The organism is Legionella pelazae (assembly GCF_052527395.1).
This window is the reverse complement of sequence record NZ_JBNVZS010000004.1, coordinates 182,050-204,002: the sequence shown is the minus strand read 5'-3', so window position 1 is coordinate 204,002 and position 21,953 is coordinate 182,050. Positions and strand designations below refer to the sequence as shown.

The window sequence follows — 21,953 nt, the reverse complement described above, 5'->3', positions numbered from 1 at the left end:
GCCTACACCCAGGCTACCTAGTCTTTTTGTAAATTTATCCACTAACAATGCATTTCGATAGTAAAGCAATATAGCTTCTTGTTACTCATTTGATTTTTAGCAAATCAATTATTCAGCAATAAATTACTTAAATAAATCAATAAAATTATATCTTTTTTCACTCGACAATTTTTAAAATTGCTGACATACTTCGCCTACTTCAGTGAAGGAAAATTACTGAAGCGAGATTAGTTTATCTCATAGTCCAATCAATACGGAGAAAATAATGAAAATAAGACATTTAGTCGGTGTGGTATGTTTTTTTGTTTTACCTTCCTTTTCTTATGCTGCCCCCTCAAATCATTCATCGGCAATTTCCATAACTGATAAACAGATTAATTTAAATACAGCTGATATTAAACTGCTAACTAAATCTGCTAAAGGTATTGGTGCAAAGCGAGCTCAAGCTATTATTAAATATCGACAGGATCATGGGAAATTTAAATCGGTAAATGATTTAGCACAAGTACCTGGTTTTGGTCAAAAATTTGTTACCAGTCATCTTGAGGAATTACAGCGAGTTTTTACAGTGAAATAGCTTAACTTAATAGGTGGTTTCATTACCACCTAGCTGAAATTTTTGTTTAAATTAAAGATACTTCACGGTAAAAATCTGATAGAAATTGGTTGAAAAAATTTGTTGAAGCAGTCTTAATAATTAGCTATTGCGAATAGTTTTCTATCCTTAAAGCTGTTATTGATGCGGGGGCTCAGTTTTAAATGAATTTTCTAACATAGAATCATATTGTTTTTTTAAATCGGCAAAATCTTTTGCATGTTTAGATTCAAAAAGAGTCACGCCTATCTTCGTTTTTGCAATATCTGCACCTATTTGCCACTCATTGTCTGTGACGTTTCCGTCTTTAACTCGCTCTAATAGAAGCTGATGCGCTTTATACTGAATTTGCTCCATAAGAAAATGCAAAGTAGTTTGACCAAGAACTTTAGTTTCCGCATGTAAATGTTTTAAACTACTTTTATTTTTTAAGATAGTTAATAGTTGTTGTAATTCAGAAAGAGACGATGCCTCTTTAATTAAAGCTTCCATACCAAATTTTGTGTCATTTAATTTGTCTTGGGCTGATATCATAGGTAACTGGGCTCGGCTTTCCATACCCTTAACTATTACTTGTATTCTATCTTTTCCTACTTGTGGCTTTTCCTTTAGAGTTTTTTCATCTTCTTCTTTCTCTTTATCTAGCCCCTTCTTTTTCTCGTGGATTGCTTTTTGATCGCTTTTTTCTTTTTTTTTCTCTTTACTTAGACTCTCCTTTTCCTCTTTTTCTGCAAGCTTTCTCTTATGTTCCTCAGCTACTAATTTTTCACTTTGTTGCATTATATCTTTAAGTTCGCTGTGAGTTCTAAGTTTAGAGTAAATACTATTAGCTATGTTTGAAAAACCTAAAATATTAAATTCTGTAAAATGTTTATAACTTGGTTGATATCCTCGTTTAGCTGGCTCTTTTGGCGCGCCTTGCCACTCTTCCTCGAATGAATCCCAAGTAATTTTAAGTTCAACTAGTTTCTTTATGAGTTCCAGTTTATTATCGCTATCGGCAATAGCCTGAGGAAATTGCTCTAAAAACTCGCTATATTTAGCTCCTTGCCAATCTGCAGCTCGTTGAAAAAAATCTCTAATTTCTTCTATTTCAGTGGTCTTTAAAGTTTCTAATTTTTTAAGAATCTCTTGCATGACAACTTACCTAGGTTTTCAATGAATTTAAATTTATTATAGATGAGTTTTGTTTCTTTTAGATTCAAAAATAATCTATTTGGACTTTTTTATTTCAACAGTGTAGTATTTAATCATTAGAAAATTTGATTGTTAAATAATTTGTCTTTTTTTATTAATCCTATTGCTATTTTTAGTATATCTGATAAATTTTTAAACTAATTTTGATCGTTATAATTACAAAACATCACAAACAAATGTCGATTTTTAGGCAAATTTAGGATACAGTACTCTCCCAAAAAAGTTTGAGGGTGATGTAGTCTATGTTAAGGAAATTAAGGGGTGTTTTTTCCAATGACTTATCTATTGATTTAGGTACTGCCAATACCTTAATTTATGTTAGGGACAAAGGAATTGTTTTAAACGAACCTTCAGTCGTAGCTTTACGAAGTGAGTCAGGACAAAAACGTGTTGCAGCCGTTGGCTTAGAGGCTAAACGAATGTTAGGCCGAACCCCTGGCAATATCAATGCTATTCGTCCAATGAAGGATGGCGTAATAGCAGACTTTTTTGTTACCGAGAAAATGTTGCAGCATTTTATTCACAAAGTACATGAAAATCGTTTTCTAAGACCAAGTCCACGCGTGCTTGTTTGCGTACCCTGCGGGTCAACACAGGTTGAAAGACGCGCGATTAGAGAATCAGCAATGGGTGCAGGCGCTCGAGAAGTATTTCTTATTGAAGAACCCATGGCAGCCGCTTTAGGTTCAGGTATGCCTGTCGAAGAGGCAAGTGGTTCTATGGTAGTTGATATTGGTGGTGGTACAACTGAAGTCGCTATCATTTCTCTAAGCGGCATTGTTTATCATCAATCTGTCCGGATAGGTGGAGACAAATTTGATGATGCTATCGTTTCGTATGTTCGACGTAATTATGGCACCTTAATTGGCGAAACAACCGCAGAGCGTATTAAGCATGAAATTGGTTCAGCTTTTCCAAGCCGTGATCTTTTTGAAATTGAAGTAAGAGGAAGAAACTTAGCAGAAGGTGTTCCACGCAGCTTTACTTTAACCAGTGCTGAAATTCTAGAGGCATTACAAGAGCCACTTTCAGGGATAGTAGGTGCAGTAAGAGCGGCGCTGGAATTAGCACCACCAGAATTAGCAGCAGATATTGCTGAGCGTGGAATGGTGTTAACAGGTGGTGGCGCCTTGTTAAAGAACATGGACACCCTTTTGATGGAAGAAACAGGGCTACCCGTTTTAGTCGCAGAAGATCCCTTAACTTGCGTCGCTCGGGGTGGTGGTAAGGCACTTGAAACAATGGATTTACGTGGCGGTGATTTCCTCTCAACCGAATAACTATAAGAATAGGTTGTTTTCGCGTGGCAAACATCATTTTTTAGGTTTTTTGTTTGCCTGCGTTCTATCTATTGGACTTATGTTTTCCGATTATCATTATCACTATTTAAATAGTGTTCGCCATGCTTTTTCTTTTATTGTAGCGCCCCTACAATATGTCGTTGACTACCCGGTTCGTATTATAGGGTGGGTGCAATCCCTAGTGAGTACTAAAACAGCATTAATCAATGAAAATATGCAGCTGCGTTATCAGCAAACGCTCTTAGAAGCAGAGTTACAAAAATTACTTGTCATTAAAGAAGAAAATTTGCAACTAAGAGAGTTACTTCTAACATCATCAAGAGCCAAGATGAAAGCCATGGCAGCTCAAATTTTAGCTGTAGATACCACTATTGCCAGGCAAATCGTTGTTTTAAATAAAGGCAGGCGCGATGGTGTGTATGTTGGTCAGCCTGTATTAGATGCCAAAGGGGTTATGGGACAGGTGATTGATGTTGGTTACATGACAAGTACGGTTTTACTTATTTCTGATGCTAAAAGTGCGGTTCCTGTAAGAAATAATCGTACAGGCGAGCGTGCTATCTTAGCGGGCTTAAACAGTATTAGTCAGTTATCTTTAATTAATTTACCTAGAACCTCATCGATAGCTAAGGGCGACTTACTCGTCACTTCAGGATTAGGCCGTCTCTATCCGGAAGGGTATCCGGTTGGCAAAGTAGAAAGTGTTAAAAGTGTTCCAGGCGAAGCGTTTATTAAAGTGGATGTAAGCCCAATTGCCTTATTAAATAGAAATCGTCTAGTGCTTTTAATATGGCCAGATAAAGAGCAAGCAGAATTGACTGCTCAAATTAATGAGCGTATGAATATTATTGAGGCTTCTTAAGGGATTTCTACTATTATGCGTCTATCTATTGCGTTTATTGTCGCCCTTTGCTTAACAATTTTTCCTATGCCTAGCCTATTAATGGGTATTAAGCCGCCTTGGTTATTACTACTTATTTTATATATGCAATTTTATTTACCTGATCGTTTTAATCTGTTCAGCTTAATGATACTTGGACTTATTTTAGATGCATTACTATCGACTGTAATTGGTGAACACGTATTAGCTTTATCGTTAACAACTTGGATTGCTAGTAGCAAAGCTAGACGATTTTACTTCTTTTCTATGGGCCAGCAGATGGCTTTAATAGGTTTTTTCTGCTTGCTATATCAGCTTATTATGGTTATAACCGATGCCTTTTTAGGCTTTCACGTTAATTTGGTATTCATCCTTGTTAACACGATAATGAGTGTTTTAATATGGCCTTGGTTAAGACTTATTGCTGATGATATGATACGCAACAAAATCAAAGCTTATCGTACGTAAGTGATCAGCCCTTCACCAAGATATTGACATACCCCTTGATCTATTACTATCGAACTTAAGATGAATTCGTTAGTGTAAGTAGACGATATTCTCCTGGTAATAAGTCATCCAAAGACCAATCAGCTATACGATACCGAACAAGTCTTAAGGTTGGAAAACCTATGGTCGCAGTCATCTTACGAATCTGATGATTTTTCCCCTCACAAAGAATTATTTCTAACCAGGTTGTAGGAACCGATTTTCTAAAGCGAATGGAAGGTACCCTTTCCCAGAGTTTCGGTTCATTGATACACTTAACAGCAGCTGGTAAGAAATGAGTTTCTTTAAGTTTTAAACCTTCTCGTAACGGCTGTAAATCATCTTCGGTAGGTTTTCCCTCGACTTGAACCCAATAATATTTACGTTTATTGTAGCTAGGATGACTTAATTTATGCTGGAGTTTACCGTTATCAGTTAAAATTAGTAGGCCTTCACTATTTTTATCTAACCGTCCTGCTGCATAAAAATTAGGCAAAGCAATAAATTCAGCAAGTGTTTTTTCACCAAAATTACCAGTAAATTGACTAAGAACACCGTAAGGCTTATTAAAAAGTAAGATATTAGCCATTCTAAAGATTGTATCCTAATCGCTACCCACTAAGCTTTATACTGCGTTGCAAGTTCACTCGGTTCAGTCATGTACTCCTATGTACAATTCTTCACCTCGCTTCATTTGCGCCTTGTCTAAAGTTTATTGGGTGACGCTATATAAAATTATAATTATGGCGTTATTCTTTCTTGGGGCAAGTGTTTTCGCATGATATGATGTTTATCTTTAAAAGTAGGGGATATCGATGACATTTGAGAAAATTCATATACCAGAGCAGGGACAAGCAATTACTTGTGCTAATGGACGGTTAAATGTACCTGATTTTCCAATTATTCCATTTATTGAAGGTGATGGAATCGGGGTAGATGTAACGCCTGCAATGCGTAGTGTTGTTGATGCTGCTGTTGCTAAATCTTACGGTGATAAGAAAAAAATTGCCTGGATGGAAATTTATGCTGGAGAAAAGGCAACCCAAGTTTATGGGGGTGATCAATGGCTACCAGTTGAAACATTGCAAGCAATTAAGCAATTTGTCATTGCAATTAAAGGGCCATTAACGACACCTGTTGGTGGTGGGATTCGCTCATTAAACGTAGCCATTCGCCAGGAGCTTGATTTATATACCTGTTTACGCCCTATTAGGTATTTTGCAGGAACGCCAAGCCCATTAAGAGAGCCTTGGAAAACAGACATGGTTATTTTTCGTGAAAATTCTGAAGATATTTATGCAGGCATTGAATGGCAAGCAAATAGTGAAAATGCTAACAAAGTCATTAATTTCTTAACTCATGAAATGGGCGTTACCAAAATTCGTTTTCCGGAAAATTGTGGTATAGGTGTTAAGCCTGTTTCTGAGCAAGGAACAGCGCGTTTAGTAAGAGCGGCTATTCAATATGCAATTGATAACGATAGGGATTCTGTAACTTTAGTGCACAAGGGTAATATTATGAAATTTACTGAAGGTGCATTTAAAGAATGGGGTTATCAAGTAGCACGTAATGAATTCGGCGCTGAACTATATGAAGGCGGGCCATGGATGAAGTTAACTAATCCTAAGACTGGTAAGCCAATTATTGTAAAAGATGTAATAGCAGATGCTTTTCTGCAACAAATCTTATTACGTCCAGAAGATTATAGTGTTATTGCTACACTTAACTTAAATGGTGATTATATTTCTGATGCTCTAGCTGCACAAGTAGGAGGTATTGGTATTGCGCCAGGTGCTAACTTAAGTAATGAAGTTGCAGTATTTGAGGCAACCCATGGAACTGCACCAAGATATGCAGGGCTTGATAAAGTGAATCCAGGATCGCTAATTTTATCAGCAGAAATGATGTTACGCCATTTAGGATGGGTAGAAGCTGCTAATTTAATTATTCAGTCTATGGCAGATACAATTGAGTCTAAGACGGTAACATATGATTTTGCTCGTATGATGGATGACGCAAATTGTGTTAGCTGTTCAGGCTTTGCAAAAGCAATGATTGAAAATATGTAAGTTAATACACTGAGTTAACTAGGTCTCTTTTAAATTTTATCAAAGTGAAAAGGGATCAATAATTTTCTAAAGTTTTGCATAATAATTGCTAAAAGAAGCTATAATTAACTTAAATTAAGTTAATTATATTCCCTAAGGGAAAACTGCCTTAATGCGTATATTAAGACTTGTTTTCCCTGAAATGACTAATAAACCTTAATAAATTAACTTCAGCATTTAGGTCGAACTAATTAAATTCAAGCTAAAGATTTAATTAATTTGGGATAGCTATTGCAACTATCCTGGGTATCTTGGTGTTGAATTTAATGTAAGTAAGAATGGTTTTTTGATGACATCGTTTTATAGAAAAAAGAGATTAAAAACTTAATATAAATCCAATATAACTTCTATTTAGGAATGTCAAAATGGGTTCTATCTAATCATCGTGATGTACATTGTCACAAAGTTTGATTTTTTAGAGTAATAAAATCATTTTTTTACTGGCCAAATGCTCATTGAAAGTCTATAAAATTAGTAAAGGGTATAAAGATGAGTGGCCGGTATTTAGAAGAATATATTGAACATGAAAACGCAGAGGCAGAAGTTCTCCCTGCAGTCAAAGTTCCGAAGAAATATAAGGTAATTTTATTGAATGATGACTATACACCAATGGATTTCGTAGTAGATGTATTAAAGCGTTTTTTTCGACTAAATGAAGAACTGGCAACCCAGATTATGTTACAAATTCATATTTTGGGAAAAGGGGTGTGTGGTATTTATACCAGGGATATAGCAGAGACTAAAGTTGCTCAGGTAAACGATTATGCCAGAGGCCATGAGCATCCTCTACTATGTACGATGGAGCCGGAATAATGCAGGTGGGTGAAGAGGAGCAATGCCAATGTTAAACAAAGAACTTGAATTCACCTTAAATCTTGCTTTTAAGGAAGCTAAAGAAAAACGTCATGAGTTTATGACAGTTGAACATCTACTGTTGTCTTTACTTGATAATCCCGCTGCAGGTAATGTTCTCCAGGCTTGTGATGCAAATATTGAAGCACTAAGGCGAGATCTAATTGAATTTATTGATGAAACGACGCCCCGAATTCCTGAAGGGGAGCATGATAGGGAAACGCAGCCTACTTTAGGATTCCAACGTGTTTTGCAGCGCGCTGTTTTTCATGTGCAATCAGCTGGTAAAACAGAAGTAACAGGTGCTAATGTCTTAGCAGCTATTTTTAGTGAACAAGAAAGCCAAGCAGTTTACTTCCTACGACGCGAGAATATTACTCGTTTAGACGTTATTAATTACATCTCTCATGGCGTATCTAAATACCATAATAATGAGGCCAATGATCATCTAAGTTCTGCTATGGATGAAGAAGCTATGTCTGGTGAAGGTAGTGAGTCACCTTTAGAAAGCTATTGTTTAAATCTTAATAGACGAGCTCGTTTGGGTAAAATTGATCCGCTTATTGGCCGCCATGAAGAAATTCAACGAACTATTCAAGTGCTTTGTCGCCGTCGTAAAAACAATCCGTTGCTGGTTGGTGAAGCAGGGGTCGGTAAAACGGCTATTGCTGAAGGGCTGGCTAAACGTATTGTAGATGGCGAAGTGCCAGAATCAATTAACAATTGCGTTGTTTATGCGCTTGATTTAGGCGCTTTATTGGCTGGTACAAAATACAGAGGTGATTTTGAAAAGCGTCTAAAAGCTGTATTAAAGCAACTAGGTCAACAAGACGGCGCTGTATTATTTATTGATGAAATTCATACCATTATTGGTGCAGGCGCCGCTTCAGGTGGGGTTATGGATGCATCAAACTTAATAAAACCTTTACTTGCCAATGGCGAATTAAAATGTATAGGCTCAACGACTTACCAGGAATATCGAGGTATTTTTGAAAAAGACAGGGCACTTGCTCGTCGATTCCAAAAGATTGACATCAGTGAGCCTACTATTGAAGAAACCTTTGAAATCCTTAAAGGATTAAGATCAAAATTGGAAGAGCATCACGGTGTTAAATTTTCTGTTCCTGCCTTAAAAGCTGCAGCTGAATTATCCGCTAAATATATCAATGATAGATTTCTTCCTGATAAAGCCATTGATGTCGTTGATGAAGCAGGCGCTTATCAAAATTTATTAACAGCTAATAAACGTCGTAAGATCATTAATGTAAATGAAATTGAAAGTGTTGTTGCCAAAATTGCAAGAATTCCTCTTAAAAAGGTCTCTGCTAGGGATAAAGATACATTACGCAATTTAGAGCGCGATTTAAAACTGTTAGTTTATGGTCAAGATGATGCCATTACAGCATTAGCCTCAGCTATTAAACTGGCTCGTTCTGGATTACGAGATCAACAAAAACCTGTTGGTTGTTTCTTATTTGCAGGGCCTACAGGCGTAGGTAAAACAGAAGTTACACGACAATTGGCTAATGTTTTAGGTATTGAGCTTTTACGTTTTGATATGTCTGAATACATGGAAAAACATACTGTGTCCCGTTTAATCGGCGCCCCTCCAGGTTATGTTGGTTATGATCAAGGTGGATTGTTAACCGAGGCCGTAACTAAAAATCCACATTCAGTTTTATTACTCGATGAAATTGAAAAAGCTCATCCTGATGTATTTAATTTACTGCTCCAAATTATGGATCATGGTACGTTAACTGATACAAATGGTCGTCAAGCCGATTTCAGACATGTCATTTTAGTAATGACTAGTAATGCAGGAGCTGCTGAGATTACCCGAAATTCAATTGGTTTCTCATTCCAGGATAATAGTAATGACGGATTAGAGGCAATCAAAAAACAATTTAGTCCTGAGTTTAGGAATCGCTTAGATGCAATTATTAACTTCGCTTCTCTCAATACTGATACGGTAGGGCTCATTGTTGATAAATTTATTATGGAGCTAGATGAGCAGTTAAGTAATAAAGGCGTAACGTTTAAAGTAGATAAAGCAGCTCGTGATTGGCTAATTGAACATGGTTATGATAGAACGATGGGCGCTCGTCCAATGGCTCGTTTAATTCAAGAACAGATTAAAAAACCATTAGCAGATGAATTATTGTTCGGAAAACTAATGAAGGGTGGCCATGTTGTTATTAGAGTAAAAGATGGGAAGTTACATTTTGACAGTCATGATCATCGTGAAGGTGTCATTTAACACCTTAGTATATGCAATACTTTCCGCCTAATAGAGGCGGAATTTTTTATCTTTGAAAATATTTAACTTCTTAGTGATTTTCCATAAATGCATTTGCTTGAATCAAGACTCCTAGCTACAATTACAAAACTCTATGTAAAATAATGAATTAGATTTTTAGGTACTTTATGCTAAGCGTAATTATTATCAGTAAAAATGAAGAAGCTAATATTAAACGTTGCCTAGAATCCATAAGCTGGGCGGACGAAATTATAGTACTTGATTCAGGAAGTATTGATAATACAATTGCCATTGCGCAGCAATATACAGATAACGTTTATAAGAGTGAAGATTGGCATGGCTATGGTATTCAAAAGCAACGTGCGCTTAATCTTGCTACTGGCGATTGGGTCTTAAATATTGATGCCGATGAATCAGTTTCAGAGCATCTGCGGACAGCCATTGAAGAAGCTATCGAATCTGAAGAGGCAGATGCTTATCGAATTCCTATCTGTATGAATTTCTATGGTAAGCCTCTACGTTATTCATCAAGTCCTAAAAGGCATATACGCTTATTTAAACGCGAAGCTGCCCATTATAGTGACGATATTGTGCATGAAAAAATTATTTTACCGCCAGAAGCACGAATTGGGAAAATAACGCTCCCTATTATGCACCACTCATTTCGAGATGTAAGTCATGCATTGTATAAAATTAATCGCTATACCTCTTATAGTGCTAAAATAAGATCCCAAAAGGGTGAGCCACCAGGAATTATGAAAATCCTGTTTAGTACTGGCTGGATGTTTTTTCGCTGCTTTTATCTACAGCGTGGGTTTATGGATGGGGTGGCTGGATTTCTGCTAGCTGTTTTCAATGCTCAAGGTACCTTTTATCGAGGCATTAAACAGATTTATCCTGATGTCAAACATAGCGTTTCGTTATCGCCTCTTAGACAAGACGTACAGGAAGTGGCAGATTTACCATCTGGCCAATTGCCAACTGATAACAATCAAATTATAAAACAAAAGCAAGATTCTGAGGAAAATTTACCTGCAGCAACCGACCATTCCCTTCAGCAAGAAAGCGAACAAGAGCAAGTGGCTGAGAAAATCATTGAGAAAGACGAATTAACTCCTGAAGTTACTTCTACAGATGAAAATGTCATTGAAGAACAGCATATATCTAATTATGAAGACGAGCTTATTGAGCCAGAGAAACCCTTAGATGATGTTCCTTCAAAAAAGAAAAAGAAAGAGTAATTTATGATGTTATAGGAGATCTACGTAATGTGTCTTTTTCATCATGAATTCCACAGATTAAACCGGCATTTTGCTTAAATAACTCACATCATTACTTTGCCAGAGAGAATCGTTCAAAAATTAACCTCAATACGACTTTATAAATGGATCCCCGCCTGCGCACTATTGTCTGGTTAAAAGAAGGGAGGAGTAGATTGGGCTAAACGAAGTGCAGCCCAACAAATTATGAATAGGCTACCTGTCTTGTGACTGAAACTGTTGGGCTGCGCTATGCTTAGCCCAACCTACCTTACTCTACTTAACAATCTAGAATACTAATTTGAGCTGTTGCCAGTATTGATTATATAAATTAAGTGTCTCTTCACCAACATCACGTTGGAAAATTCCTTTCTTTAATATTTCTGGTGGGGGATAGACAACTGGGTTGTTGCGAACCGCGCTAGAAAGAAGAGCACGGCCTTGTAAATTAGTAATGGCTTGTCCGGTAATTAATGCGACTTGCGAAGCAATAGTAGGTTTAAGCAAAAAATTAATAAAAGTAAGCGCTTCTTCTGGATGCGGTGCGTTCTGAGGGACAGCTAAGCAATCAACCCAGATAATAAAACCATCTTCAGGGTAGATAAAATGAACATTGCTATTTTCCTTAGCTGCCTTATAAGCATCCGCATTCCAAGCAGAGCCCAAGGAGGCGTCTTCATCAATCATGATTGCTTGAATGCTATCGCTAGCAAATATTCTAATATTGGGCACAAGCTTAACAAGCTCATTATAAGCTGCTTTAATAAGGTTTGGGTCCTTTGTATTAGGATCAAAACCTAAACTAAGTAAGGCAATCGCAAATACTTCACGTGAATCATCAAGCATCATTAATTGATTAGACCAACGTTTATCCCATAAAGCCCGCCATGTTGTAGGAGGAGTAGTAATGTTTCTACTATTAAAAAAGATCCCTGTTGTTCCCCAAATAAAGGGAATGCTATAGTTATTGCCTTTGTCGTAGTCATTTTGAGTAAATTTTTGATCAAGATTGCTAATGTTAGTTAGCTGGCGATGATCAAGTTTAGCAAGCATATTTTGATTGCGCATCCGCTCCACAAAATAGGCAGATGGTAAAATAACATCATAAATACCTTGTCTACTTGCTTTTAATTTAGCGTACATTGTTTCATTGCTGTCATAAGTAGAAAAATTAACGGTAATACCCGTTTCTTTTTCAAACTGCTGAACAATTTCTTTAGGAATTTCCCCGCCCCAGACATAAACATTTACTACTGATTTAGCGTATACAGTTGAACAAAAAAAAGAGATTAATAATAAGCCAAATCGCTTCATAATGTTTTACCTGTAAGTCGATAAGAGAAAGTAACTAAAATCATCGAAAGCAAAAAAGTGATCGTGCATAAAGCGTTAAGTTCAGGTGTAACGCCTGTACGTACTAAGGAGTAAATTGCTAGCGGTAAAATATTAAAATCGGGACCTGCAACAAAATAACTAATCATGACGTCATCAACAGAGAGCGTGAAACTTAAGAGGAAAGCACTTAATACCGCAGGCCATAATAAAGGAAGTAAAATTTTAGATAGTGCTATATACCGACTTGCGCCTAAATCAAGAGCACTGAAATAAATATTTGGATCTAGAGTATTTATACGTGACTTAATCGTTAAAATAACAAAAGGGAGACAAAACGTAATATGAGCGATTAATAAGCTAAAAAATCCCAGTGGTATTTGCGTTACATTAAAGAAAATAAGTAAAGCAACCCCTAATACTAAATCAGGAATAATAATAAGTAATAAAAGTAAGATGTAAAAAATTTTTTGTTTTTTGGCACGAAATAGAAACAAATTAACACTTGCTAGCAAGCCTAACAAGGTAGCAATGAAAGATGCACAAAAACCTAAGAAAATGGAATTAAAAAAAGCAGACCACAGCCCTCTATCTTGAAAGAGTTCGTAATACCAACGCCACGTAAAGCCCTGCCATTGAAGTGAAAATCTAGCATCATTAACAGAATACAGAATTAAAATAAAAATAGGTATATAAAGCAGAGCAAAAACAGACATTAAAAAACTGCGTTGAATAAGCGCTTTCATTGAATAACCTCACTGCTTTTTTGGCGATAAAAAGCTAACAAAAGCAGCAATAGAAGAGTTAAAATTACACTGGTTGCCGAGCCTTGTGGCCAATTTTCTATGACTAAAAACTGATTTTGAATAAGATTGCCTAATAAAATGGAACGAGCACCGCCTAAGATATTGGGTATATAAAATAAAGTCATAGCAGGTAATAGCACTAATAAGCAGCCTGAGAGAATACCAGGTGCTGTATTAGGTAAGAACACACGGGTGAAAATAGCCCATTTTCCTGCACCTAAATCCTTCGCTGCTTCAATTAAGCGAAAATCAAAGCGTTCCATATTAGTAAAAATAGGCAATACCATAAATGGAAATAAATTATAAACTAACCCTGTAATGACAGCGAAATTCGAATACAATAAATTTAACGGCGTATGAATCAGATGAAATTTAAGTAATAACGCATTGAGTACGCCCTTATATTTAAGAATGGCAATAAGGGAATAAGTTCTAATTAAAGAGCTAGTCCAGAAAGGAATAATAATTAACAACAGTAAAACCGATTGATACCTCGATCTAATAAGTAAATAGCTAAAAGGATAGGCCAATAATAAACAACAACCCGTTGCCACAAGTGCAATAATTAAAGATCTAAAAAAGATTTTCGCAAAAACAGGGGTGAATAAAGCCGCATAGTTGTCGAGTGTTAAAGGTAAAGATACTAAATTAGTACTATCATTGGATAAAAAACTTGCTATTAAGACAAGCAATAAAGGAATAAAGCTAAAAATAATTAACCAAATATAAAGTATATAAAGAGAAACAGATTTAACCTTCATAAGGCAGTAAAACCTCCCAGCCGGGTAACCATTCAACCCAAACAGATTCGTTAGGTGAGTATTCTAATTTATCATCATCTTCGTCAAAGAACTCAGAAGCATTAATAAGTTTTCCAGAAGGTAATTCAACTTTAAGATCAACGGTTGATCCTTTATAAACAATTTCTACAATCCGCCCGGGTAGCATATTATTTGTATCATCTACTTCAGATAAACTCCAAACACGAATATCTTCTGGACGAACGACAAGATGTAGTTGATCACCAGGCTGATAATTGCCTGTATTTTTACAAGTTAATTCTACATTCTCAATAATCGTTGCTAATTGTTGGTTATCACTATTTTTAACTTCGATATCAAAAATATTTGTTTCACCTATAAATTTAGCGACCTCTAAATTTGCAGGATTTTCATACACTGCTCTTGGGGTGCCTATTTGCTCAATATGACCATGATTAAAGACTACAATTCTATCGGACATTGATAAAGCTTCTTCCTGATCATGGGTCACAAAAATAAAAGTCATGTTTAATTTTTTTTGTAATTGCTTTAATTCTGACTGCATGGCTTTACGTAAACGATAGTCAAGAGAACTTAAAGGTTCATCAAGTAATAAGACCTGCGGGCGATTAACAATAGCCCTTGCAATGGCTACCCGTTGTTGTTGTCCCCCACTTAGATGTTTAATATTACGATTGGCTAGGGATTCTAATTGTACAAGTTGTAAAGCTTCTGTAACCCGCTGACTAATTTCATTGCGATTAATTTTTTTACATTGCAAAGCAAAGGCAACATTATCAAATACCGATAAATGTGGGAAAAGCGCATAACTTTGAAATACCGTATGAACATCCCGTTTTTGTGGCGGTAGGCCATTAACACACTGGCCATTGATAAAAATCTCACCTTCGCTTGGCTGTTCAAAGCCAGATATAAGACGAAGTAATGTTGTTTTGCCACAACCAGAAGGGCCCAATAAGGTTAAAAATTCTCCATCTAATACAGACAGTGAAATATTGTTGAGGATTAGGGCACTGCCATAGGATTTATAGACTTGCCGAATTTCAATTAGCGGTACCGTCATGATAAGTTCAAAACAAAAGCATAATTATGATTGTTGACACCTAAATTGTCTAGTAACAATCAATAATACTTATCTATTTAGGCTAGGTAAGAATATAAACTAATTATAGGGATCACAATCATTGTGTCTTATGGTACCATGCGCTGAGCAAAGCTCAGAAATTCCACCATTATTACAAATGACCAGCCCCCCCTCATCGACTGTTAATACACCGCCCTGCCATAAACAGCAACCTTGCACGTTTTGTAAATCCATAATGGCATGACGTGTACAATAGCAAGAAGAATAATAGCCATTTTTACAAACTAAACGTCCTGCAGAAGAATCACAATAACTAACCCCGCCCATCTTCTCACAGCACTGGCCAAGGCAATGTTTTGGACAATCATCGCCGTGGCAATCGCCGCAGCGGCTTGCGTAAGCTTGTGTAAAGCAAATAGCAAATACCCAAACTGCAAACACTCGAGCAATTAATTGCATAAATTAGTTCCACAATTTTTTAGTTAAGAGAATAACATAAGTTATTAATTAAAAGGAATAAGCGGTTAAGATGTGTTGTTTTAGCTTAGCTTTAAATATTTTGCGAAACTAGCTAAACTTTACAATACGCTGATAGGTAATAATTGGCCTCTGGATAATTGACATGAAGCAAATCTTTTACTCCGTTATACTTTTTTTAAGTGGGCTTATTTCTCCTGACGATGTGCTTGCAGAGGATTTTTGTTCAAAAGCGTTAAACGAATTAAAAGATAAAGATTCCAGTTTAATTTCCGTAATAAAAATTAATACCACTAAGGATACACTTTATTCTACTACAGTAAAAACAAGTACTGACTGCCAAAATTTTCAGCCGTTTATTTCTGTGAAAAAACCTGACGCAATTAAGACCACCGGTGGTTTATGTGCGGTATTGCCTGCAGATGAAATAGAACCAGGATTATGTAGTTTACAAATTACTTTATGTATTGCTCAAAATAATTGCCAAACATTTACTATTAAGCTTGAATCGAATGGTAAGCACTATACGGCAGCAACACCGGCTTATTATGAAATGACTTTCTGCTAGACTTAATAGCTCTATTTAATTAGAGTCCAACATGTATAATCTATTAGATCTTATCTCTAAAGTAGTGAAACCGATAGGAAGTGAACGCCAAAGCAAATGAACCGGAACTTAAATTAGGTATACAATATATACCACCACAGTAATTAAACTTAGGTTAATGGTTATGTATGATAGCCTGTCCAGATTTATTTTTAGATGCTTAATAACAGCCAGTTACATCGCTTAAGCTAGGTATCCGTATAAGCTGAGGTCAACCAATTATCTCAACCTATTAAATAATCTCATAAGTTCGAATAATTATAAAATACAGTATTATTAAATCTTCCATTTAAATAAATATTAATTAATAATAGGATGGCTTTAACTCTACGACTTAAATTATTTTTCAGGATGAAACAATGAAAATTAAAACCAAATTTCTAATGACCGCTCTATTGCTCCCACTTCCACTTGCAGCAGCAAATTTTGATATTCATGGGGGCGGAGGTATTGCAAGATATCATATTTCTAATTCAAGCATAGCTATTAGTGGAGGAGAAATTGATACGTTAGGTGATCCTCATCAAGGTTGGGATCATGGTATTTATCAATTGGGCTTCAGTTTTTTTCCAGGTAGCGCTGTTCCTGAGCCTGGTGCATTTAATTTCTTGCATACAATGTCTTTTCAGATCAATGCTTATCATATAGCTGAAGACGATTTTACTGGCCCGGTTTATCGATTTGGTGATCGCTCCTTTCATGATTATAACTATACGATGAACATACGTAGTACTCGACTGATGGCTGATGCTGTTTTCAATGCATTTAGCTTTAATAACTTAGGTGTTTATGGCAAGGTCGGTATCGGTGAGGCCTGGAACCGAATTAGTTATTTTGATAGCGCAATTGATGGTATCGATTCAAATTCTATTTCTATACGCGGCAAAACTAGAAGTAATGTTGTTTGGGAAGCTGGCGCAGGCATTCAATATAACTTTACTGACCGTTTAGGTGTATCGTTTGAATACCTCTATGTAGATATGGATAGAGTAAGATTAGGTAATGCTAGTCCTTCTTCATGTTTAGGTAGTGTTATTTCACCAAGTGTTGATTTAGCCAGTAGTGCCTTTTTATTAAATTTACATTGGATGTTTGCTTAATCTTTTAAATTTAGGGGAATTTAAATGTTAAAAAAATTTAGCTATGGAATAGCCTTATGCAGTTTGATTTTACCTCTGTTAGGTATGGCCAAAAGTGAGGGATTAGTAGGTTGCGCAAAAAGTGAAGTATCTTTTATCCAAATACCTAATTTTGCTCCATTTATGACTACCTTCACTGCTCAATCTGGTGTTTACATTATCCGAAATAATAATACTAGAATGCCAATAAATTTGCAGGAAATTAGTTTAATTCGTAGCATAGGCGACACATTGCCAGATAGTGCTGCACTTATTGATAGATCATTTCCTAATACGTGCCAAACTTCATTAGCACCAGGTGCTACTTGTAATATACATGTAGTGTTATATCCAACAGTGCTTGGTACCTATAGTCGCTATCTCCACATAGGGATTAGTTCGCGTCAATGTAGGTTAGCTAGCCCGCCCTTCTTTGTGAATGTGACGCCTATTGTTGAGCCAGATGTGCCTGGCGTTGTATTTACTACGCCTTTCTTTAGCTGTTTACTTAATTCAAAGGCAGCATTAACCAGTAGCAATACTCCTACAAACAGTATTGTTCTTGGCGGTGTCTGTAGTGGTGCGCAGGTTAATGGTTTCACTGTCCCAGGGACTGCATTAGCAATACATAATAATGATGCAGTAGCAAATGCTGATTTAGCTGATACAGCTGCGCTTAATACTTCCTTAAGAGCGTTATGTCCCGCGTTTCCATTAGCAGGGCCAATTACCGGTACCTTTATTTCTGGCTCTGGCCCGCATTGTTTTACTGGCGCAACCGATTTAACAGGCCAAGTAGTTATAAGCGGCCCAGGGAATCACTTCTTTATTGTTGAAGAAGGACTTAACATTGCACCTGGTGCTCAAGTCATTTTAGTCAATGGTGCAACACCCGCTAATGTATTTTTCTCTACAAGTGGCCAAACCACCTTTGGAGATGGAAGCTTCTTCCAGGGTATTTTAATTGGTGAACAAGCTAACTTAACTATTGGTTCAGGTGTAACTGTTAGAGGTGCGGTGAAAAACCTTGGCGCTTCTTTTAATATCGGACAAGTCACTGTAAGTGCACCTTAATATTTAAGCAATTATCCTTTCTAGAAATAAAGGAGATCAATTGATCTCCTTTATTTATTTTAAAGTATACATAGACATAATTCGAATATGACTTTCTAGGTTTATCAATTGAATAACTTATATTAGTAGGACAACTAATGAGTGAACTATTCTTCATGAACTAATAAGTCAACCGATTCAATTTTTTGAAACTGTTGTGTTATCTTTTTAGCGGAAATAGTCACTTCGCCTACATCTTGATGGGCTAAATCAATATGCTTCGATAATTTATCCATTCTTTTTTCAAAGCGCTGAAAGTCTTGCGCAAGGGCTTGTAGGTGTTGTTGAATAATATGGACTTGTTTACGGGTGGCGTCATCTTTAAGAACCGCACGGGCTGTCGTTAACACAGCCATTAATGTACTGGGTGAAACAAGCCATACTTTAAGACGCTGTGATAGGGCGATTACATCAGGATAGCTTGCATGAATTTCAGCAAAGATAGCTTCTGCTGGAATAAACATCACCGCGCCGTCGGTCGTTTCGTTAGGAATAATATATTTTTCAGCAATGTCTTTGATGTGTTTTTGAATATCTTGGCGAAATTGCTGATGCAAGAGTTTTCTTTCTACCGAGCTAACATCGCTAGACATTAACTTTTGATAAGTTTCTAAGGGAAATTTTGCATCAATAACCACATGTCCGGTTGGCTCAGGTAAAAATAAAATACAATCCGCGCGTTTTTGATTACTAAGTGTATACTGCATGCGATAATGAGAGCTTGGGATCATGTTAGCAATTAGATTACCTAGTTGTACTTCACCAAAGGCACCACGGGCTCGTTTATCAACCAAAATATCTTGTAAATTAACAACGTGTGATGAGAGTTCCGTTATTTTTTTCTGCGCTTCATCAATAATAGTGAGTCGTCTAACAATATCCGTAAATGTCGTTGAGGTTTTCTCAAAACCTTCAGCTAATTTATGATTCACTTGCTGAGTTAAATTATTTAAGTGACTGCGTATTTCCTCAGTTAAGCTGTGTAAATGAGAGGTTAATGAATGAGCATGCTGCATAAAGCTATGATTAATTTGCTCCCGTACATCAGTCATCGATTGTTGAATGGTTTGGTTAATGAGTTGATGATTAGTTAATTGTCCCTGATTAATTTGCTCTAAAATACGTTGCTGATTGATTTGATGATGATCTTGTAAATCAAGTTGCAATTGATGTAATTCATCCACGATAAGCTGTTGTAATTTGTTAAATTGATCATCGGCATGTTGGCGAAACACAATGAAGCGCCTACAAAAGAAGAAAATAAAACAACATTGAAAGGCTAATAGAGCTATTATTCCTTGTGTCAGTGTAAACTGAGACCATCCAATCATATTAACCTAGGAGAAATATCGATGGGCGAATTATGTTCAAAAACAGGTTTGAGTTGGCCATAATCGATAAGTTGAATCAACCCCAAATAATACGGTGAAAGTTCTCGATTATCAATCTTATGTTTGAAAGAGAGGATTAAAGTAGAGTAACCTGGTGCTATCCAGTTGGCTGTTTGCGCAATTTCTATTGCATGCTTTTTGCCTTGCGCATCACCTTTAAAAAGAACAGCCTGGAGCATATAACGGCTGCCTGTCGCGACTTTAATAGTTGTAATAAATTTTAAAGAAGAGGGGAGTCTTGTAATTTTCGTAACCTGCGCTGAAGGAATGGCATAAGAAAAAGCGGTATGCGCATGGCGGTTGACAGTTTGATCACCAATTTTAGCACTGACATCTGTTTCTACATACCAGTTTTGGCCAGGAAAATTTTTTTCGTTATCAAGTTTTATTTTGCCCCGATAAAGGGTTGGCTCAATCTCATCCAAGGTAATCGGCAAGCGTTCACCATTCGGGCTCAAAAGGCTTGCTTTAATAGAATTAACTAAGTAGCGTCGATTATTTTTTGCAAGGAAAATAGTAGTAATAAGCTCATCACCATATTGGTAATAAGCTTGGTTAGTTTCTACATGTAGATAGGTCGTTGAGGCCTTATCAAATACGCGTATTTGAAAACGCTCAGTTGCTAAAATAGTTAAGTCGGTTAATGACAATATAAATTGCCCACTACCGAGTTCAGGTTTTAACTCAATGACTTTAGACCTCTTTCCAAACCGCCATTGACGGCCAATCTCTTCTGAAAAAATATCTTCAAAATGCTCATGTACTACTTGTACACTGCGCTTTTTCAGCTCTTTTTTCAACCGACCTTGTCTCGTCACTGACGGTTTGGAAAGAGGTCTTTTGTCTAAATTTATTAAAGACAGAGCATCAGGTGACTTATTCTGAGATAAGGTTGATGCATCTAAAAAGGAAAGCCTTATATTTGGCTCTTTAGCGAGATGAAGTTCTGAATCAAGTAAAACTATTTTCTTATTTTTAGGAACGATACGAATGACGGCTTGCGGTGCTGATGTATAAATAGGTACTCCTTGGCGTAACTCAGCAGCGGTTGCTTCAAAATGATATTTAGCACTTTCCTGTTTAGTGACATCATGTTTAAAAAGCTTATCATGAATAGGCCAAGAAGTACTTAAAGGCATATGTGAAAGAGAGTCGCAATGGGGGCATTCATATTCTTTTAACAATTGAGTAGGTATTGATATCGCCCAAACTTGGCTTAAACAGCCTATAGTAAGAAGAAAAAAGAATGATTTAACCATTAAGCTACTCCATCTGCTAGATCCTTACTTAATATTGCATCAAGCCCAAAACAAGTATGACGACTTTGATTATGGCTTAATGCATTATTATGTTCTGTTTTTTGAATATCATAAAACCAAACTGAACCAGCAGCGCGCTGTGATATACATTCTAAAAATCCATCTGCGCATTTATCTAAATAAAGTTTGGTAACTTTAAGGCCTGCATTATAACGATAACCGTTACAATAACTCGCCCGGTTAAAAGGAGAAGCAGTGACGTCAGTACCAATGATTGTTCGAAAAGGAATGGATAGAGCGGGGCGACCGATACTACCAAATAACAGTTCATTATTATAAATCGTCATATCCGCAACTCGCTGCTGCCGTACAGCATCATTGAGATAGCCTATTAACCAGCTAACTGCAGACTCAAATAAATTCCCTTCCACTACTTCTTCAGCAAGTGGCGTGCCGCCACTAGATGGTGAGAGTGCAATGACTTCAATTATCTTATTTGATAATGATAAATATCGTGCGTCAAAGGTTGGATTAGATAAAATCCAGCGAATAACATTTGCACCATTTGAGTGAGCATAAATCTTTAATTTGCTGATATGTTTATTGTTGATAAAAGATAATAATTGGTCTGCTGTGCAACCAGCAGCATCTTCGTGCCACATATATTGACTATAATCACAGCCAACAACAATATAATTGTCTGGGTTAGGTAAAGCTGATGCGAGTGAATCAATTAATTCCTTTTTCCAATAACCCCCTTCTGCATCAGTACGATGATCATTGTTGCCATGAATAAAAGCGATACCAAAATTTTCATCACGTGGTCGGGTATAACTTATAGAGCTATATGAAAAAAATAAGATAAAAAGAATAAAGATAAAACGTGGCAGGTCCATAAATTTAAGCCGTGTTTAAGCTATGGCTCATTCTATATCATAATTCTAAATCGCTGAGCAAGAGTTAAAGAATAGCCCAAGTAATTTTTTAATTAAGATAAAATAATTATATTGATGCAAATCGATGAACTGTTCATACTTAGCTGTTTTAAG

General features: G+C 36.4%; 20 protein-coding genes and 1 pseudogene. 11 read left to right on the top strand and 10 right to left on the bottom strand.

What is annotated here, in order from left to right; all coding sequences use genetic code 11:
• The first annotated feature begins 265 nt into the window (after nucleotides 1-265).
• Nucleotides 266-577: a ComEA family DNA-binding protein gene (locus ACQUW5_RS06655; protein ID WP_444990440.1), complete on the top strand. Its 312-nt coding sequence runs from the start codon at nucleotides 266-268 to the stop codon at nucleotides 575-577.
• Nucleotides 578-733: 156 nt separating this feature from the next.
• Here ACQUW5_RS06655 and ACQUW5_RS06650 read toward each other — a convergent pair whose 3' ends face one another.
• Entirely contained in the window at nucleotides 734-1,732 is a 999-nt protein-coding gene (locus tag ACQUW5_RS06650; RefSeq protein WP_444990439.1) for a hypothetical protein, read from the bottom strand.
• A gap of 302 nt (nucleotides 1,733-2,034) precedes the next feature.
• Between ACQUW5_RS06650 and ACQUW5_RS06645 the strand changes: the two genes are divergently transcribed.
• From ACQUW5_RS06645 to mreD, 3 genes are read left to right on the top strand one after another with little or no spacing between them, the layout of a single operon-like run.
• On the top strand, nucleotides 2,035-3,072 hold the full coding sequence (locus ACQUW5_RS06645; RefSeq protein ID WP_115302113.1) for a rod shape-determining protein: 1,038 nt from the start codon (nucleotides 2,035-2,037) through the stop codon (nucleotides 3,070-3,072).
• A complete protein-coding gene (mreC, locus tag ACQUW5_RS06640; protein ID WP_444990496.1) occupies nucleotides 3,050-3,955 on the top strand; it encodes a rod shape-determining protein MreC in 906 nt (301 codons plus the stop codon). The genes ACQUW5_RS06645 and mreC overlap by 23 nt, the downstream gene beginning before the upstream one ends.
• Before the next feature lie 15 nt (nucleotides 3,956-3,970).
• On the top strand, nucleotides 3,971-4,441 hold the full coding sequence (gene mreD, locus ACQUW5_RS06635) for a rod shape-determining protein MreD (protein ID WP_444990438.1): 471 nt from the start codon (nucleotides 3,971-3,973) through the stop codon (nucleotides 4,439-4,441).
• Nucleotides 4,442-4,496: 55 nt separating this feature from the next.
• Here mreD and ACQUW5_RS06630 read toward each other — a convergent pair whose 3' ends face one another.
• On the bottom strand, nucleotides 4,497-5,048 hold the full coding sequence (locus ACQUW5_RS06630; RefSeq protein ID WP_444990437.1) for a pseudouridine synthase: 552 nt from the start codon (nucleotides 5,046-5,048) through the stop codon (nucleotides 4,497-4,499).
• A gap of 226 nt (nucleotides 5,049-5,274) precedes the next feature.
• Between ACQUW5_RS06630 and icd the strand changes: the two genes are divergently transcribed.
• The 4 genes and pseudogenes from icd to ACQUW5_RS06610 form a co-directional block, all read left to right on the top strand.
• Nucleotides 5,275-6,528 (top strand): NADP-dependent isocitrate dehydrogenase, encoded by a 1,254-nt coding sequence (gene icd / locus ACQUW5_RS06625; protein ID WP_444990435.1) that lies wholly within the window; start codon nucleotides 5,275-5,277, stop codon nucleotides 6,526-6,528.
• Nucleotides 6,529-7,056: 528 nt separating this feature from the next.
• Nucleotides 7,057-7,380: an ATP-dependent Clp protease adapter ClpS gene (gene clpS, locus ACQUW5_RS06620; protein ID WP_444990434.1), complete on the top strand. Its 324-nt coding sequence runs from the start codon at nucleotides 7,057-7,059 to the stop codon at nucleotides 7,378-7,380.
• 28 nt (nucleotides 7,381-7,408) lie between these two features.
• Nucleotides 7,409-9,676, top strand: coding sequence for an ATP-dependent Clp protease ATP-binding subunit ClpA (clpA, locus tag ACQUW5_RS06615; RefSeq protein ID WP_444990433.1), 2,268 nt, complete (start codon nucleotides 7,409-7,411; stop codon nucleotides 9,674-9,676).
• Nucleotides 9,677-9,843: 167 nt separating this feature from the next.
• Nucleotides 9,844-10,578, top strand: a pseudogene (locus tag ACQUW5_RS06610) (glycosyltransferase family 2 protein); the annotation flags it as partial.
• Between the two features lie 645 nt (nucleotides 10,579-11,223).
• Here the strand turns inward: ACQUW5_RS06610 and ACQUW5_RS06605 are convergent.
• The 5 genes from ACQUW5_RS06605 to ACQUW5_RS06585 all read right to left on the bottom strand — a co-directional run bounded on the left by ACQUW5_RS06605 (nucleotide 11,224) and on the right by ACQUW5_RS06585 (nucleotide 15,398).
• Nucleotides 11,224-12,249 carry an ABC transporter substrate-binding protein gene (locus ACQUW5_RS06605; protein ID WP_444990432.1) on the bottom strand — a complete coding sequence of 342 codons (1,026 nt, stop codon included), beginning with the start codon at nucleotides 12,247-12,249 and terminating at the stop codon, nucleotides 11,224-11,226.
• Nucleotides 12,246-13,013, bottom strand: coding sequence for an ABC transporter permease subunit (locus ACQUW5_RS06600; protein WP_444990431.1), 768 nt, complete (start codon nucleotides 13,011-13,013; stop codon nucleotides 12,246-12,248). Before ACQUW5_RS06600 ends, ACQUW5_RS06605 begins: the two co-directional genes overlap by 4 nt.
• Entirely contained in the window at nucleotides 13,010-13,834 is an 825-nt protein-coding gene (locus tag ACQUW5_RS06595; protein WP_444990430.1) for an ABC transporter permease, read from the bottom strand. Before ACQUW5_RS06595 ends, ACQUW5_RS06600 begins: the two co-directional genes overlap by 4 nt.
• Complete coding sequence (potA, locus tag ACQUW5_RS06590; RefSeq protein WP_444990428.1) at nucleotides 13,824-14,918, bottom strand: spermidine/putrescine ABC transporter ATP-binding protein PotA; 1,095 nt, start codon at nucleotides 14,916-14,918, stop codon at nucleotides 13,824-13,826. The genes ACQUW5_RS06595 and potA overlap by 11 nt, the downstream gene beginning before the upstream one ends.
• A 99-nt stretch (nucleotides 14,919-15,017) precedes the next feature.
• The gene (locus ACQUW5_RS06585) at nucleotides 15,018-15,398 is read right to left on the bottom strand and encodes a neurogenic locus notch (protein WP_444990427.1); all 381 of its coding nucleotides are present in this window, start codon (nucleotides 15,396-15,398) and stop codon (nucleotides 15,018-15,020) included.
• A 163-nt stretch (nucleotides 15,399-15,561) separates the two neighbouring features.
• On the opposite strand from ACQUW5_RS06585, the gene ACQUW5_RS06580 reads away from it, so the two are divergent.
• The 3 genes from ACQUW5_RS06580 (at nucleotide 15,562) to ACQUW5_RS06570 (ending at nucleotide 18,215) form a co-directional block, all read left to right on the top strand.
• Nucleotides 15,562-15,984 (top strand): hypothetical protein, encoded by a 423-nt coding sequence (locus ACQUW5_RS06580; RefSeq protein ID WP_444990426.1) that lies wholly within the window; start codon nucleotides 15,562-15,564, stop codon nucleotides 15,982-15,984.
• Between the two features lie 398 nt (nucleotides 15,985-16,382).
• Nucleotides 16,383-17,123 carry an outer membrane protein gene (locus ACQUW5_RS06575; protein WP_444990425.1) on the top strand — a complete coding sequence of 247 codons (741 nt, stop codon included), beginning with the start codon at nucleotides 16,383-16,385 and terminating at the stop codon, nucleotides 17,121-17,123.
• A 24-nt stretch (nucleotides 17,124-17,147) separates the two neighbouring features.
• Nucleotides 17,148-18,215 (top strand): ice-binding family protein, encoded by a 1,068-nt coding sequence (locus tag ACQUW5_RS06570; protein WP_444990424.1) that lies wholly within the window; start codon nucleotides 17,148-17,150, stop codon nucleotides 18,213-18,215.
• A gap of 146 nt (nucleotides 18,216-18,361) precedes the next feature.
• Here ACQUW5_RS06570 and ACQUW5_RS06565 read toward each other — a convergent pair whose 3' ends face one another.
• The 3 genes from ACQUW5_RS06565 to ACQUW5_RS06555 are packed head-to-tail and all read right to left on the bottom strand — an operon-like array spanning nucleotide 18,362 to nucleotide 21,800.
• Nucleotides 18,362-19,585, bottom strand: coding sequence for a DNA recombination protein RmuC (locus tag ACQUW5_RS06565; RefSeq protein WP_444990423.1), 1,224 nt, complete (start codon nucleotides 19,583-19,585; stop codon nucleotides 18,362-18,364).
• On the bottom strand, nucleotides 19,582-20,904 hold the full coding sequence (locus tag ACQUW5_RS06560) for a DUF4785 domain-containing protein (protein WP_444990422.1): 1,323 nt from the start codon (nucleotides 20,902-20,904) through the stop codon (nucleotides 19,582-19,584). Before ACQUW5_RS06560 ends, ACQUW5_RS06565 begins: the two co-directional genes overlap by 4 nt.
• Complete coding sequence (locus ACQUW5_RS06555) at nucleotides 20,904-21,800, bottom strand: hypothetical protein (RefSeq protein WP_444990421.1); 897 nt, start codon at nucleotides 21,798-21,800, stop codon at nucleotides 20,904-20,906. Before ACQUW5_RS06555 ends, ACQUW5_RS06560 begins: the two co-directional genes overlap by 1 nt.
• Nucleotides 21,801-21,953 lie beyond the last annotated feature (153 nt).